The organism is Mesorhizobium sp. GW821-FHT04C10, assembly GCF_059420305.1.
Window position 1 is genome coordinate 5,177,619 of record NZ_JBWKTL010000001.1, and the last position, 15,468, is coordinate 5,193,086.

Annotated in this window: 14 protein-coding genes; 6 read left to right on the forward strand and 8 right to left on the reverse strand. The window is 62.8% G+C overall.

Going from position 1 to position 15,468, the window contains the following annotated elements:
- Positions 1-184 precede the first annotated feature (184 nt).
- Entirely contained in the window at positions 185-1,630 is a 1,446-nt protein-coding gene (locus AC07UC_RS25275; RefSeq protein WP_494907766.1) for a patatin-like phospholipase family protein, read from the reverse strand.
- 166 nt (positions 1,631-1,796) lie between these two features.
- Between AC07UC_RS25275 and AC07UC_RS25280 the strand changes: the two genes are divergently transcribed.
- Positions 1,797-1,976 (forward strand): CsbD family protein, encoded by a 180-nt coding sequence (locus AC07UC_RS25280; RefSeq protein ID WP_140768220.1) that lies wholly within the window; start codon positions 1,797-1,799, stop codon positions 1,974-1,976.
- A 62-nt stretch (positions 1,977-2,038) separates the two neighbouring features.
- Here AC07UC_RS25280 and AC07UC_RS25285 read toward each other — a convergent pair whose 3' ends face one another.
- The 4 genes from AC07UC_RS25285 to AC07UC_RS25300 all read right to left on the reverse strand — a co-directional run bounded on the left by AC07UC_RS25285 (position 2,039) and on the right by AC07UC_RS25300 (position 6,964).
- Positions 2,039-3,172 (reverse strand): metallophosphoesterase, encoded by a 1,134-nt coding sequence (locus tag AC07UC_RS25285; protein ID WP_202323086.1) that lies wholly within the window; start codon positions 3,170-3,172, stop codon positions 2,039-2,041.
- Positions 3,173-3,298: 126 nt separating this feature from the next.
- Entirely contained in the window at positions 3,299-4,420 is a 1,122-nt protein-coding gene (locus tag AC07UC_RS25290; protein WP_494907767.1) for an NAD(P)/FAD-dependent oxidoreductase, read from the reverse strand.
- A 63-nt stretch (positions 4,421-4,483) separates the two neighbouring features.
- A complete protein-coding gene (locus tag AC07UC_RS25295; protein WP_494907768.1) occupies positions 4,484-6,025 on the reverse strand; it encodes an amino acid ABC transporter permease/ATP-binding protein in 1,542 nt (513 codons plus the stop codon).
- A 96-nt stretch (positions 6,026-6,121) separates the two neighbouring features.
- Positions 6,122-6,964 carry an ABC transporter substrate-binding protein gene (locus AC07UC_RS25300; protein ID WP_140768228.1) on the reverse strand — a complete coding sequence of 281 codons (843 nt, stop codon included), beginning with the start codon at positions 6,962-6,964 and terminating at the stop codon, positions 6,122-6,124.
- Positions 6,965-7,188: 224 nt separating this feature from the next.
- On the opposite strand from AC07UC_RS25300, the gene AC07UC_RS25305 reads away from it, so the two are divergent.
- Complete coding sequence (locus tag AC07UC_RS25305) at positions 7,189-8,283, forward strand: LacI family DNA-binding transcriptional regulator (RefSeq protein ID WP_494908988.1); 1,095 nt, start codon at positions 7,189-7,191, stop codon at positions 8,281-8,283.
- On the opposite strand, the gene AC07UC_RS25310 is transcribed toward AC07UC_RS25305, so the two are convergent.
- The gene (locus tag AC07UC_RS25310) at positions 8,280-9,110 is read right to left on the reverse strand and encodes an alpha/beta fold hydrolase (RefSeq protein ID WP_494907769.1); all 831 of its coding nucleotides are present in this window, start codon (positions 9,108-9,110) and stop codon (positions 8,280-8,282) included. The genes AC07UC_RS25305 and AC07UC_RS25310 overlap by 4 nt on opposite strands.
- Entirely contained in the window at positions 9,107-10,045 is a 939-nt protein-coding gene (gene choX / locus AC07UC_RS25315; RefSeq protein ID WP_494907770.1) for a choline ABC transporter substrate-binding protein, read from the reverse strand. The genes AC07UC_RS25310 and choX overlap by 4 nt, the downstream gene beginning before the upstream one ends.
- Positions 10,046-10,126: 81 nt before the next feature.
- On the opposite strand from choX, the gene betI reads away from it, so the two are divergent.
- Positions 10,127-10,765: a choline-binding transcriptional repressor BetI gene (betI, locus tag AC07UC_RS25320; RefSeq protein WP_494907771.1), complete on the forward strand. Its 639-nt coding sequence runs from the start codon at positions 10,127-10,129 to the stop codon at positions 10,763-10,765.
- Between the two features lie 54 nt (positions 10,766-10,819).
- Here betI and AC07UC_RS25325 read toward each other — a convergent pair whose 3' ends face one another.
- A complete protein-coding gene (locus tag AC07UC_RS25325; protein WP_494907772.1) occupies positions 10,820-11,755 on the reverse strand; it encodes a glycosyl transferase family 90 in 936 nt (311 codons plus the stop codon).
- A gap of 222 nt (positions 11,756-11,977) precedes the next feature.
- On the opposite strand from AC07UC_RS25325, the gene AC07UC_RS25330 reads away from it, so the two are divergent.
- The 3 genes from AC07UC_RS25330 (at position 11,978) to fumC (ending at position 15,387) form a co-directional block, all read left to right on the forward strand.
- The gene (locus AC07UC_RS25330; RefSeq protein ID WP_494907773.1) at positions 11,978-12,751 is read left to right on the forward strand and encodes an SDR family NAD(P)-dependent oxidoreductase; all 774 of its coding nucleotides are present in this window, start codon (positions 11,978-11,980) and stop codon (positions 12,749-12,751) included.
- A gap of 118 nt (positions 12,752-12,869) precedes the next feature.
- Positions 12,870-13,856: a glycosyltransferase family 10 domain-containing protein gene (locus AC07UC_RS25335; RefSeq protein WP_494907774.1), complete on the forward strand. Its 987-nt coding sequence runs from the start codon at positions 12,870-12,872 to the stop codon at positions 13,854-13,856.
- Between the two features lie 133 nt (positions 13,857-13,989).
- Positions 13,990-15,387: a class II fumarate hydratase gene (fumC, locus tag AC07UC_RS25340; protein WP_140768240.1), complete on the forward strand. Its 1,398-nt coding sequence runs from the start codon at positions 13,990-13,992 to the stop codon at positions 15,385-15,387.
- Positions 15,388-15,468: the final 81 nt, after the last annotated feature.

A 15,468-nucleotide genomic window follows, 5' to 3' on the forward strand; every position in this document is an offset into this window, starting at 1 on the left:
ATTCCAGGAAAAGTGTGTAGCGGTTTTGCCGGGAAAAGCGCGTAGCGCTTTCCCTTGGGAAATGAGTCCAAACAAAGAGTTAGGGCAGTTCGGTGTTTCCGTGAAACGATGAACTGTTCCAGCCACGCAACGCAATGGCAGCAAAGCGTTTCGGCCGCCTTGCAGCTTTCACCCGGCGATGAACTCAGTTTGCCTGCGCAGCCAATTGCGCCCCAGGCGAAACACCGGCGCGGGCGCGGATCGCGGCGACCGCGCTGGCAATATCGGCATTGACGCGCAGCGCCTCGCGTCCGGCTTCTATGGTGAGGTCGACCTCTTCGACCGGCAGCTTCAGCCGGGTCGGTATGGCGTTGAGCCTGATTTGCACCGCCGGATCGAGGTCGGCGAAAGACAGGTGCTGCACCACGAGCCGGACGTCGCGGCAATTCCAGCCGCCCGTCGAGCCTCGATAGGCGGCCACCGTCGGGGTCGGCAAGGCGCAGCGGTAGCGCACCAACTCCTCCTTCCACTGCGAGACGGCCAGGGTCAGGGCATCGAATTCGTCGCGCACCGAGGAAGAAAGCGTGGTGCTGGTCACGGCGTCGAGCAGTTCCGAGGCCTTTGGCCCATGGAGTGATTTCGCCCAACTCAAATCCCTGTTGCTGCCCGCATCGGCGACGATGAAGATCAGCGTCGTCAGGCGAACGGCCGCCGAAGGCGACAGCGGCCCGTAGGGCGTGCCGGCGGCCGAGCGCTCGAGCGAAAAGCCGGTGACGCCGATATTGTCGGTCAAGCCGCCGTCGAGCAGCTTCACATAATCGAGCGGATCGGCGTTCTGGTAGGAATCGAGCGCGCTGGCGTAGGCCTTCAGCCTGAGCGAGGCGTTGCGGTCGGCAAGCGCCCGGCTCAGCCACAATGGCTTGCGGTAACCGCAATCGGGCTTGGTGGCGGCGACCACGATCGGGGCGAAGACGATGGGCACGGCGGCGGAGGCGGCAACCGCATCGGCCAGCCGCACCTTGTCGAGGTCACTGCACAGAGCCGCGAAGGTGTCGTAGGTGAACATGAACGGCGTGCGGTTGTAGATATCGGACGCGTTAACCCAGACGATCGGCCGGTCCGGCTTGCGGAACGCCTCGAAGGTCGCGCCGTCGAAAAGATGGTCGTTCAGCCATTTGGCGAAGCCGCTGCGGTCATTGACGCCGCCATAATAGGCGCGCACGAGATTGAGCGGCGACACCGATGTCCTGAGATCGGCTTCCGCGTCCTGGATCAGGAAACGCTGGCGAAAATCCTGGTAGCCGTCCTTGCCCTTGTAGCCGAAATAAGCCGCCGCGATGGCGCCGCCGGACGCGCCGGAAATCATCCTGATGTCGTCGACCAGCGTGCGGCGGTACGGCCGCTCGTCGATGACGATGTCGTCCAGCGCCTGCAGCACGCCATAGGAGAAGGCAGCTGCCCTGGTGCCCCCGCCGGAAAAGGCGAGGCCGACCACGGTCGAACCATCGTCACCCGGATCGGGGATGAAGGTCGGTGAAGGGTGGCCTGCTTCGGATGTCAGGACGTTGATCGGTCCGACATCGTCGGCGATGCAACCTGCCGTCAGCACGCAGACGGCGACCGCCAAGGCAAGGCGAAACAGAAAACGCATAGAACTCCCCCGGCCGCCCGTAGGCTGGTCCCGCGCAGACCCTAGCCGCATTGCCTCGCCAGAGGCAACCAGTTGTCTGGCGGCACCCTGCGGCCTGCGGAACCTAAGCAAGGCTGGACCGTTTGCCTTTCGCGAGTGAAAATCCCGAAATCCCAGGAGATGCGAAATGGTGAACAAGGATCAGGTCGCCGGCGTGGCCAAGCAGGTCAAGGGCTCGATCAAGCAAGCAGCCGGCAAGGCCACCGGCAACCGGCGGACCCAGGCCGAAGGCATGGCCGACAAGGTCGCGGGCAAGGTGCAGAGGGCCTATGGCGACGTGAAGGACAAGGTCAGGAAGGCGTTCTGATTCAGCATCGGGAAGATCGGAAAAGGAAGATCGGAAAAGGCGGCTACCCGAGGCCGCCTTTTTCATGTGCTCCAGCCCTTGCTGAAAGCGTTGGTGAAAGCGATCTCGCCGTGGTCGTCGGTCGCCTCGCCCAGCACCACGTCCATGCCGTCGCTGGTCACCCTGGCCAGAGCGAAACCTCCCATATAGGCAGCCTTCGGCTTGAACAGGTCGAGCCCGTCACGACGGTAGATCAGCGAGGTTTCGTGCTGATGGCCGTGGAAGACGGCAATGACATTGTAACCCTTCAGCGCCGCCACCAGCGCCTGCCTGTCGGCCTCGCCCCACCAGTGCGGCGCACCGGCGCCGCCATCGTCATAGGTCCGCTTGGCGGGATCCCACCGCTCCGTCGAAAATGTGTCCCAGCCATAGTGCTGGAACAGGATGACAGGACGGCCATCCGACGCATAGGTCGCCAGATCCTGCTTGAGCCATGGCAGGCTCGAATCGGCGCCATGGCCGGTATCGCCGGCGAAGCGATGCGTCTGGACAAGATGCAGGCCACCCCAATCCCATGAATAGCAGTCGGTCTCGACATCGTAGTCGGTGGCCGGCACGGGCGGCTTGAAGAACACGCCGGCGCGATGGTTGACTTCGACATAGTCACGCAGTTCGCGCCGATACCAGTCGACATGATGCGGCGGACCGTTCTGGTCGAGATCGTGGTTGCCGAGCCCGATATAGACCGGCATGTGAACGCGATCCGGGCCGACGCCCTGGCTGTAGCGCTGGCTGAATTGAAGCAGCTGCGTACCCTCGCTCGGCTGGGTGATCTGGCCGCCGCCGTCGTCGGTGATGTCACCGCCGATGACAAGGCCGAGCGGCATGCCGATCCGGCGGCCCGCTGAACGCAAGCGGGTGGCGACGCCATTGATCTCGGCAGGCCAGTCCTTGTCGCCGATGGCATTCAGTGCCGCGACATTGCGCAGCAGTGCGGCATCGGTCTTGCCCTCCTGCTGGCAGTTGGGACTCAAGCCACTCGCCATGCGGCAGGCATGGATATCGGCGATGAACAGGAAGGTGGCGTCGATGGGCTGGATGCGCTGCCCTGTCTGGCTGAACGCCGGGCGTGAAACCGCACCAGCCGTGGCAAGACCGGCGGCCTGCATCAGAAAGCTGCGTCGTGAAAGCAATTTTGGCCGCCGGTGATTCATCATCGGCGGAATTTCAGCACAAGCGGCGTCCGTCCGTCCAGTTTCGGCGATGTCGTCAGTCGATGTGCGTACCCCTCACGCATGAGTGGAAATTGAAATGAAGCGCAGGAAGCCTTTGGACTGGTCTGATCAAAAGCGGCTTGGACGGAAGTTCGCAAGCAGCGGATGCTCAGTGCCGCTGGCGATCTCGCCGGCGAGCAGTTCGCCCGCAATCAGGCCAAGTGTTGCGCCGCTGTGGCTGAAGGCGACGTAATATCCCTGAATGTCCTTCAGTTGGCCGAAGACCGGCTCGCCGTCGCCGGGGATCGGCTTGGGGCCGACGCCGTAGCTTTCCAGTTCCAGTTTCGGATGGCCTTCGAGAACCTTCGAGGCTTCATCGAGAAGCCCCTGGACGGTCGAACCCTTCACACCATAGGTGCCGTCGGAATTGACGGCCACCTCTTCTTCCGACCAGGCGGAATCGAGCACCAGGGCTCCGTCCGGCGTCGGGCGGATGGCGACGCGCGGTGTGTTGAGCACGGCCCGGAGGGGCAAGTCGACCGACCTGGTCCTGACCAGCAGCGCGATCGGCGTTCCGTCGGCGATATGCTTGCCGGTGACCGCAACCATTCGCGGCACGTCGCCGCCGGTCGCCAGCAGTACCGCATCGGCAGCGAAGCTGGCGCCGCTTGTCGTGGTGACGCCAGTGGCGCGGCCGTCGATGACCGTGACCGCGGCGCTTCCGGCGTCGGTGACCAGCTGCCCGCCGCGCTGCAGAAATTCCGCGATCAATATCTCGATCAGCGACGGCAGGTCGACCCAACCCTCGCCCGGATTGAAGATCGCGCCTTGAGGCGTGACAGCGCTTGCAGCGATGCCGGGCGTGGCTGAAGCTATCGCGCCCGCGGACAGATGTTGCGCGTCATAGCCGAGGCCCTTTTCATGGGCGAAGACATCCGCGATCTCGTTCGAGGCGTCATCGGCATCCCATGTCAGGCCGCCGTCAAAGCGCAGCCAGGCAGCATCGGGATATCTTGCCGACAGCGTGCGGTAGCGGTCGATACCGATCATGCGCAGGCGATGATACTCCGCCGATCGCCTGCGCGCGGAATTCAGCCAAGCGAGCGAGCGGCCGGAAGCTCCCTTGGCGAGCGGTCCATTATTGACCAAAACGGTTTCGATCCCGAGCCTCGCAAGATGAACGGCCGAGGAGACACCGAAAATGCCGCCCCCGACAACAATGACCTTTGAGACCGAACGTGATGTAGCCATGGGATATTCTTTCACTGGTGGAGGTTGGATCGGGCGACCGTCTCAGGGTCTGCGATCGTGGGATCAAAGCACTTCGGCAAGGAAGTGTTTCAGACGCGTGCTCTTTGGAGTGTCGAAGATCGCGGCGGGCGTGCCGGCCTCGATGACGCGGCCTTCATCCATGAAGACGACCTGATCGGCGACCTTGCGGGCAAAGCCCATTTCATGCGTCACCACGACCATTGTCATGCCGCGCCGGCCGAGGTCCGCCATCAGGTTGAGAACGCCCTTCACCAGTTCAGGATCGAGAGCGCTCGTCACCTCGTCGAACAGGATAACCTCCGGGTCCATCGCAAGCGCGCGGGCGATCGCCACGCGCTGCTGCTGTCCACCGGAAAGACCGCCGGGACGATGGTGTTTGCGGGCGGCGAGCCCGACATCGGCAAGGCGCGCCTCGGCGATGCGCTCGGCCTCCTGCACCGGAATGCCCTTGACCTTGGTCAGCGACAGCATGACGTTTTCCAGGGCTGTATGGTCCGGAAACAGGTTGAAATGCTGGAAAACCATGCCGACACGCCGGCGCAGTTTTTCAGGCTTCATCGCTAGGATGCTCGCGCCATCGAGCAGCACGTCACCACCCTTGGGCTCGACCAGGCGGTTGAGACAGCGCAACAAGGTCGACTTGCCCGACCCTGACGGGCCGATGACGCAGGTGACCGTCCCCGGCTTGACCGCCAGGCTGACGCCCTTGAGGACATCGAGATTGCCATAGGCCATGTCGAGATCGGTGATGGTGAGACTGCCGCCCTTGAAGCGGGGAAGCGCGGAATTGTCCTCAAGACCGCTCTGCGCAGGTGGATTGCTGACGGCGTTTTCCAGTTCATCGACCTCGGCAAGACCGCTGGTGACGTGGCCGGCCTTTTGCTTTCCAACCCGCAGCGAGTTGTCGATGTAGTTGACCACGTGGGTCAATGGCACAGTGATGACGAGATAGAACACGCCGGCCAGAAGCAATGGCGAGAGGTTTCCGGTGACCACCGCCTGGTCCTGGCCGACACGGAAAATCTCGCGCTCCGATGCGAGCAGGCCGAGGAAGTAGACGAGGCTCGAATCCTTGACGTTGCCGATGAACTGGTTGACCAGGGCCGGCAAGACACGGCGGACGCCTTGCGGTATCACGATCAGGCGCATGCCCTGGCCGTAGCTCATGCTGAGCGCCCGGCAGGCCTCCATCTGCCCGCGCTCGACGCTCTGGATACCCGAGCGGAAGATTTCGCCGATGTAGGCGCCGGCGATCAGACTGAGGGCGAGAATGCCGAGCGGATAGGGCGAAGGCCCAAAGATCTCACGGCCGATGCGGGCAAAGCCCTGGCCGATCAGCAGGATGGTGACGATCGCCGGAAGGCCACGGAAAATATCGGTGTAGACCCGGGCGGGAAGGCGCAGCCAGCGCGATTGCGAGATGCCCATGACCGCCAGGATCATGCCGAGAACGACACCCAGTACCGTGGACGCGGCCGCGAGGATCAAAGTGTTCTTCAATCCGATGGTGATCATGCTGGGCAGCACGTCCGCCATGGCCTGCCAGTCGAGGAAACTGCGCCGCAGGTTTTCAAGCCAGTCCATTCGCACCCCTTTCGGTTGCGCTGTCCGCATCGTCCGCCATCGAGTGCGGCAGCATAAGGCCCGGCCGCCGGTGTGAAAGCCGGCGGCCGGGTGCGATTACTTCTTGGGGAGATACTGGTCGGGCATCGGCGAACCGGGGAACCACTTCTCGTAGAGCGTCTTCCAGGTACCGTCCTGCATGGCCGCATGAAGGGCGGTGTTCAATGCCTCGCGAAACTTGTCGTTGCCCTTGCGCACCACGAAGCCGGCCGGCGCGTCAAAGGAAGGAATATTGACCGCGATCTTCAGGTTCGGATAGCGAACGCCATAGTCCTTGGCGGCCTCGTAATCGAGGAAATGCGCGTCGACGGTTCCGTTGTTGAGTGCTGAAACGGCAGAATTGTTGTCGGGGAATTTGACGAGATCGGTTCCGACAAAATTCTTCGCCGCGTAGATTTCCTGGAGCGTCCCCTGCACGACGCCGAGGCGCTTGCCCTTGAGCCCTTCCGCCGACGTGATCGCCTTGTCGGCGGTCAGCACGGAGAGATAGCCTGCAAGATACCCGTCGGAAAAGTCGACGGTCTTCTTGCGCGCTTCCGTCGTGCCGATTGCCGCGACCGCGACATCGAAGCGCTCGTTCGCAACCGAAGGCATCAACGCCGAGAATTCCTGGCCGGTGAAGATCACCTGGTCCGGCTTGAATCCCAAGCGGCTCGCGACGTTGCGGAACAGTTCGATGTCGAAACCGGTGAAGGTGCCATCCGCCTGGGTGAAAGCGTAGGGTTTGGCATCGCCCATCGTCCCAACGCTGATGACTTTCGCATCAATAAGACCGTAGGGATTGTCATCCGCGGCGGCGGCTGTCGAAAGCAAGCCGGCGCCGATGCACACGGCCATAAGAGCCATTGCGCCGGTCCGCACCGGTGACATCAACGACTTGAGAATTCCTATCCTGCTCATGTCTTCTCTCCACTCTGAAGGTCTGTTCTTCTTGGTATTTGCGTCGAGCCCGCACTCTCGCGCCTGACATCGCCCGCCACCGCAATCGCGGGACGTTCCGTCACAGCCTCTTGGCTCGCAATTCTCTAAAAGAGACCGGTCTCTTGTTGCTTGAGACCGGTCTCTTTGATAATCGTTATCGCCAGATTGACCTTCCGTCAACAACTCTTGTAGTCGTTCATCCGATGAAAAGAACCGCGCCCAAGACCCCGTCGATAACGGTCAGCGATGTCGCCCGCGCGGCAAACGTCTCGAAGGCGACAGCCGCGCGCGTGCTCGGCGGATACGGCGTCGTCAGCGACACGATCCGCGCTGATGTCGTGGCCGCGGCCAAGGCACTGGACTACCGTCCGAACGAGCTGGCTCGCAGCATGACGACCGGCCGGTCCGGCATCATCGGGGTGGTTGTCGGCGACATTGAGAACCCGTTCTTCAGCCTCGCGGTGCGTGGCATCAGCGACGCCGCAAGGGCAGCCGGGTTCAACGTCATTCTGGCTAACTCCGGCGAGCGGATCGAGGTTGAAAAGGCAGCTGTGCGGCTATTGATCGGCAAGCGCGTCGACGGGCTGATCGTCACGCCATCGGAATCGCGTGACATCTCGCACCTGCGCGACATTCATCGTTCAGGCCGGCCGCTTGCCCTGCTCGACAGGGCGCTGCCCGATCTGGATGTCGATACAGTCACGGTCGACGATCGCGGCATCGCCATGCGAGCGACCCGCATTCTTGTGGATGCCGGACACCGCAAGATCGCCTATGTGACCGCGGTCGACGCCGAAGGGCACGAGTACCGCGATCTCGGGCAAATCTATACCTCGTCGGTTCGCGAGCGCATCGACGGTTTCCTCACCGTGTGCCGAGATGCCGGAATTGATCGGCCAGAACGTTATGTCCGCCTTGGTGCAACAAGCCCCGCCGAAACGCGCAGGGCTGCCGACGAGATGCTGTCCGGGCCGGATCGGCCGACGGCGGTCCTTGCCTCCGACAGCGTCATAGCACTGGAGATATTCAGGGTGATCCGCGAGCGCGGCTTGCGGGTTCCCGAGGACATTTCGCTGATCACCTTCCATGATGCGGACTGGACGAGCGTAACAACGCCACCCATCACCGTCATCGACCAGCCCGTCTACGCGCTTGGCAAGAGTGTCGCGGAATTGCTTATCCGGCGATTGAAGGGAGAGCCACGCCCGGCGGAAAGACTCATTCTGCCAACATCGATCTTTGAGCGCGGGTCCGTTGGCCCGCCCTCGCCAACTTCGCGATCATTGGTCCGGCGTTAGGCTTCCAATGCCTCGATGATGGCCCCGGCGACAAAGGCCGGATCCTCCCAATGCGGGTTGTGGCCACAGGCTTCGGCGCGCACGAGTCTCGCCACCGCCAAGCTGCGCGACAGCGCCTCCTGGTGCGCCTCGCCGAACAGCGGGTCGCACGCGCCGGCGATGATCAGCGTTGGGGTCCGCACGGCCTGCGCCGCACTGGTCAGGTCGGCCGGGCATATCTCTTCCAGAATGGCGCGCCAGCGCGCCGCGGGCATGGCCGATGCGTCTTTCGCCAGGCCGGCTAGAAACGGCTGGGGCACATCGGACCGGCAGGCATGCCACCAGTCATAGAACGGGTCGGCTGGCGATATCGGGTCACGCAGGGCCTGAACACCCGTCACGAGTGGATGGTCGCGTGCGAAATCGGGCTTCAACGTGCCTGCCATGACCACCAGCGCCCCGAGGAGCTCGGCGTATCGCGCAGCCAGAGCGATGGCCACCATGGCGCCCAGCGAATGGCCCACGACAACAGGCCGATCGAGTTGGAGATGCCGGATCAGCCCGGCAATGTCATCGGCGAAGTCGGTAATGCCGCAACCTTTGCCCGCCGGCGAGGCGCCATGGCCGCGCAGGTCGGGCATGATCAGCCGGCGGCCGGCCAGGTGCGGCGCCAGCAGCGAAAAGCTGCGGCTGGTGTCGGTGAAGCCGTGCACCAGAACCAGCGCCGGCTCGGCGCCCGATATCTCGACATAGGCGATCTCGAGGCCGCCGGGATTGACGAATTGCTTACGGCCGACCCAGGCGTCCTGCTCCGCAGCCGATGCCGCCTTCAGTTCGACCGCCGTCACAGGCCGAGCTTCTCCTTGACCGCGGCAAGGCCGGGCTTGCCGTCGAAGGTGGTGACGCCGGCGAGCCAGGCGTCAAGGCGGCCCTTGTTCAGCGTGATCGCCTTCAGGGCCCCGTCCTCCGGCTTCATGCCGTCATTGATCAGGTAGCCCATGCCGACATTCTCGAAATCGATGTCGAAGGCGAGATTTTTCAGGAACTGCGCGACATTGGGACATTGCTGCAGATAGCCCTTGCGGACCTGCGTCGTCACCGTCGCGGCGCCGAAGTTCGGGCCAAAGAACTTGTCGCCACCAGTCAGATATTTGAAATCGTACATGGTGTTCATCGGATGCGGGGCCCAGCCCTGAAAGACGATGAACTGCTTCTCCTTGATCTCATAGCCGACCTCCGAGAGCATGCCCGCTTCGCTCGACTCGACCACGTGCCAGCCGTCAAGGCCGAAGGCCGGATCGGCGATGGCGTCCATCATCAATTGATTGGAACCGGGTTCGATGCCGTACATTTTCTTGCCGAACTTGTCGGCGAATTTGTGCAGGTCGGAAACGTCCTTGACCCCGGCCTCCCAGACATAGGTCGGTACGGCGAAGGTGTATTTGGCCCCGACGAGATTGACGCGGACATTCTCGATCGAGCCGTCCTTCTTGTAGGGCTCGTAATAGGTGACCATCGCCGGATCCCAGTAACCCAGGAACAGGTCGAGATCCCTGTTTTTCATGCCCTCGTAGATGACGTTGATGCCGAGCACTTCGCTCTGCGACTGATAGCCGAGCGCTTGCAGCAGGACGTTGGCCACTCCTGTGGTGAAGGCGAGATCGTTCCAGCCAGGCTCGGCCATGCGAACGGTCCTGCACTCTTCGGCCTCTGCCGCCCGGGCCGCGTGAGACGCCAGCACCAAAGCGGCAAGGCACACGCCATTTGCAAGGATGCGCAACATTTCGGTTCTCCTCTTGTCCTCAATTGACCAATTGGTCTTTTTATTGTCCCACCGGTCAATAGTTGATCTAGACGGACTAAGATGTCAACGTGGATTCGCAATGCCTGGATCGAACCCGTGAAACTCAAGCGTCTCGGTGACATACGTCGCAAGGAGTTGCGGCAAGCCGCTTTCGCGGTGCTGGAGCGCGAAGGCATTGCCGGCGCGACCCTGGAAAAGGTTGCCGCCCATGCCGGCGCCTCCAAGGGCATCGTGCTGCACTATTTTCGCAACAAGCAGGAATTGTTCGAACATGCGATGCGCGAAGCCAACGCCGTGCTGCGCGACGCCGTGGTCGCCCGGCTTCGTCGGGCGCGCACGCCAAGGGAACGCCTCGATGCGGTGATCGATGGCAATTTCGAGGAGCATCTGTTCCAGCCATCGCTTTGCCATGCCTGGCTTTCGCTCTGCGCCGAGGTGCCGCGCGACGAGAAGCTGGCGCGGATCCAGAAGGTGCTTCACGCGCGCATGCGCTCGAACCTGTTGTCCGGTCTACACGGCCTCACCTCGCCCAAGGTTGCCGATGACATCGCGCTTGGCGTCACCGCGCTGATCGACGGGCTTTGGTTGCGGCTCGGCCTGGAGCCGGGCAGCGTGTCGCGCGAGCAGGCCATCCGCCAGGTCAAGGATTTCGTTGCCGCGCGGCTGGCTATGCAGCAGCCTGCTACCGTCAGCGCATAGGCCGGCCCCGGCCTTTGGGCAGGCCGAATTCCACGCCAAGTGAAGGGCGCGCCGTCAGGGCGGCCAGCCGGTCGCGCGCTTGCGCCGCTCAAGGCCGGATTTCAGGTTGCCGCCAGCGTCGGCGTGATCCTTCAGAAGCCTCGCCCACGCCGCCACCGCTGCCGCGCGTGTCAGGCGGGTCCTGGCAAAATCCTGCGCCTCCGCGGCTATCTCGGCCTCCAGTTTCGGATTGGCGCGCAGCCACTCTATGCGTTCGGCCAGATCGGACAGGTCGCGCGCCACCGGGACATAGTGGCGAAACGGCTCGATATCGTCGAAGAACCACTCGCGCCACGGCCGATCCTGCAACAGCACGACCCGTTTGGTGTGGAGCAGCATCTTGAAGCGGCCACTGTAGCCCGCGCCCTCGACGTCGATCATGTACCTGTAGGTGGCGACCTGGTCTTCCATTGTCTTGAAGGTCGCGGAATACCGGTTCATGTCGGTGTTGTAGTTCGGCTCGGTGTTGTAGGCCTCAATCAGATCCGGCCGCGCCTTTGCAATCTCGACTATCGCCTGGCGAGCATGGTTCATGCAGCGCCCCGCCCAGAACAATCTGTCATCGCGCGGCGGCTCTTCGGAGGCGGCAGCCATCGCCCGCGTTTTCTGGTCGTAATCGTCGAACTTCGCGTCCGGCCAGCCATCGAAAACGAAATCCGGCGCGGCTACCTCGCCATAGCCGTCGGCTTGAGAGAAGGCAAAGCGCGTGCGGAAATAGCGATACCTTCTGCGCGACGGCGTATCGCCGAGCAGCATATAGAAGGGCGGCAGGCTTTCGACGCCCAGGGACGCCAATGCCTCGGCGATCAAGGTCAGGACCTGCACGTGCCGCTCAAGCCAGGCAGCGCGGGAGCTCACCTTGAGCGTCCCGCCTTCGAAACGGCAATGGATCTCGCCGCGATTGAGCCCAGGCAGAAAGCGCCTGCCAACCTCGACGACATCGACAGCCATGGGAAGCGCTTTCGGTCCATTCTTGAGTGGTGCCATTTTCAAAAGACGCTCGCCGCGGCCCGTTTCGATCAAACGCGGCTATCCCGTTGGCGCGGCGGATGCAAGGGCAGACAATCCCGGCGTCGGCACCTGACGAAGTTCATACCGTGGGATAGGCCTGCGGCTTGACCCGGGCCGCGACCATGCGGTGCTCTGGCCTGACCCAAAACTTCGGAGCGCCAAATGAGGCTTCAAGACAAGCATGCGCTGGTGACCGGCGGCTCGGACGGCATCGGCCTGGCAATCGCCGAGGCGTTCCTGCGCGAGGGCGCCGATGTCCTGATCGTCGGCCGCGACGCCAGCAAGCTCGAAGCCGCGCGCGAGAAACTGGCGGCTGCCGGCCCAGGGGGAACCGTGGAGACATTGTCGGCCGACCTTGCCACAAGCCCCGGCATCGCAGCGGTTGCCGAACACGTGAAAGGCTCCGGCCGGCCGCTCGACGTTCTCGTCAACAATGCCGGTGTGGCCTATCTCGTGCCATTCGAGACCGTAAGCGAGGCACAATTCCAGCACTCCTTCGCGCTCAATGTGACAGCCGCGTTCTTCCTCACCCAGGGACTGCTGCAGCATTTTGGTGCTGGCGCCTCCGTCATCAACATCTCCTCCTATCTCGCCAACAAGATGATCCCGAAGCGGCCGTCCAGCCTTTACTCCCTGTCCAAGGGCGCGTTGAACTCGCTGACCAAATCGCTGGCCTTCGAGCTCGGCCCGCGCGGCATCCGTGTCAACGCCATCGCGCCCGGCACGGTCGACACAGCCATGCGGCGCCGGTCGATCGAGAACCTGCCGGCGGCCGCGCAGGCCGATCTCAAGGCCTATGTCGAGCGAAGTTATCCCCTCGGCCGCATCGGCCAGACGAGCGATCTGGCCGGCATCGCGATCTATCTGGCGAGCGATGAGGCGGCGTGGACCAGCGGCGGCATCTTCTCCATCGACGGCGGCTACACCGCGGGGTGAGCTGCGGGCTGGCGTCTTGCGCCGTGGACAAGCCGGTGTAACAAGCCGGTGTACTTGACCGACGTCCGATTCCGCGTCTGTCACGAAGAGCGAGAATATCCCGGACACGCGTGCCGCCATGTCGTCAGACGATCCGCTGATCCTCTTCTACACGACGTTCTTCGGCAAGCCCGTCGACATTGGGTCCATCCATTGCGAATTGCCGGGGCGGTGGACGCTGGACAAACGCCGGATTTCCGAGGCGGCGGCGGTTGTTTGCCACATTCCGAACTTCCGCGAAATCGGCGACGCCTACAAGTACCCTGGCCAATACTGGGTGGCCTGGTCCATGGAGAGCCGCCAAAACCACAGCCGCATCGCCGATCCCAAGATCATGCAGCACTTCGACCTCACGATGACGCATGAATCCGGGTCGGACGTCTGGGTGCCCTACCTTCCGCCCAAGCAATGGTGGGAAGAAATATTGGCCAAACCAATCGGGCCGAAGACGGAAGAGGCACCGGTCGCACTCTTTCAATCGGCCGGGCTGAACCACAGCGGTCGCGTCGATCTGGCGACCGAACTGTCACGCTACATCAAGATCGATTCCTATGGCCGACACTTCAACAACCGGTCGATCATCGGCCCCGATCTCGGTCAGAAGACCAAGATCGAAACCATTGCGCGGCACAAATTCTGCTTTGCCACGGAGAACTCGATAGAGCCCGACTATGTCACCGAGAAGATCTACGACGCATTCGCGGCCGGCACCGTGCCGATCTACCTTGGCGCCCCGAATGTTGATGAATTCGTCCCTGCAAATTCATATATCGACGCCAACGCTTTCCCCAACGCCAGGGACCTGGCGGCCTATCTCCAGCATCTGATCGAAACGCCGCAAGACTACGAGACCTACTTTGCCTGGCGCTCGACGCCACTGCCCGACAGTCTCGTCAAACGTCTGCAAGGCTTGGAAATCCCTGCCTTCTGTGGGTTGATGAACCTTGTGGGTCAACGCCGGGAAGAACGGCCAAATCCGCCATCGGGACGGCCAATTCTCCCTTTCGGCCGCATCTCCTTCCTGCGCACGCGGCTGCGTCGCTGGAAGAAAAAGGTCCGAGGCTGACGATCGGGGCATGAGGGGAGAAGGAGGAATGCTCCTTCAACCGATTTGCATTCACACCACCCGCAATCTCCGCTTGAAGGCCATTGTGCAACGCGATACGCCCTTGCCCAAATCGACAGACCGGAGACTTGCCGTGAGCACGCCAAAGACCAGAACCGAAACCGATACGTTCGGCCCCATCGAGGTTGCAGCCGACCGTTATTGGGGGGCGCAGGCGCAGCGTTCCCTGGGCAATTTCAAGATCGGCTGGGAAAAGCAGCCGGCTTCGATCGTGCGCGCGCTCGGCATCGTCAAGCGGGCCGCGGCGGAAGCCAACATGGAGCTGAAGCGGCTCGATCCGGCGATCGGCAAGGCGATCATCGCGGCCGCGCAAGAGGTCATCGACGGCAAGCTCAACGACCATTTCCCGCTGGTGGTCTGGCAGACCGGCTCCGGCACGCAGTCCAACATGAACGCCAATGAGGTGATCTCCAACCGGGCGATCGAGATGCTTGGCGGCGTGATGGGGTCGAAGAAGCCGGTGCACCCCAACGATCACGTCAACATGAGCCAGTCGTCGAACGACACCTATCCGACGGCCATGCACATTGCCTGCGCCGAGCGCATCGTGCACGATTTGCTGCCGGCGCTGAAGCACCTGCACAAGGCGCTGGACGCCAAGGCCAGGGCCTTCAATCACATCATCAAGATCGGCCGCACGCACACGCAGGATGCGACTCCCCTCACCCTCGGCCAGGAATTTTCCGGCTATGCGGCGCAGGTCGCCTCCTCGATCAAGCGCATCGAAATGACGCTGCCCGGCCTGCAGGAACTGGCGCAGGGCGGCACCGCCGTCGGTACCGGCCTCAATGCGCCTGTCGGCTTCGCCGAGCGGGTGGCTGATCGCATCGCCGCCATCACGGGCATCGCGTTCGTCACCGCGCCGAACAAGTTCGAGGCGCTCGCCGCACACGATTCCATGGTGTTCTCGCACGGCGCCATCAACGCGGCTGCCGCAGCACTGTTCAAGGTAGCCAACGACATCCGCTTCCTCGGCTCCGGCCCACGCTCCGGGCTCGGCGAATTGTCGCTGCCGGAGAACGAGCCCGGCTCTTCGATCATGCCCGGCAAGGTCAACCCGACGCAGTGCGAAGCGATGACACAGGTCTGCGTGCAGGTGTTCGGCAACAACGCCGCGGTGACCTTCGCCGGCAGCCAGGGCCATTTCGAGCTCAATGTCTACAATCCGCTGATGGCCTACAACTTCCTGCAGTCGGTGCAGCTCCTCGCCGACGCGTCGGTCTCCTTCACCGACAATTGCGTCGTCGGCATCGAGGCCCGCGAAGACAACATCAAGGCGGCCCTCGACCGCTCGCTGATGCTGGTAACGGCGCTGGCCCCGACCATCGGCTACGACAACGCCGCCAAGATCGCCAAGACGGCGCACAAGAAGGGCACCACGCTGCGCGAGGAAGCACTGGCCACCGGGCTGGTCAGCGAGGCTGACTATGACCGGCTGGTGCGGCCGGAGGACATGACGCATCCGGGATAAGGTGTTTTCGGCGGGAGAATTTCCTCCCGCCGCCCCGCCTTTCGACACGAATTTCGCGCGTCTTGCCCGATCATGGAAATG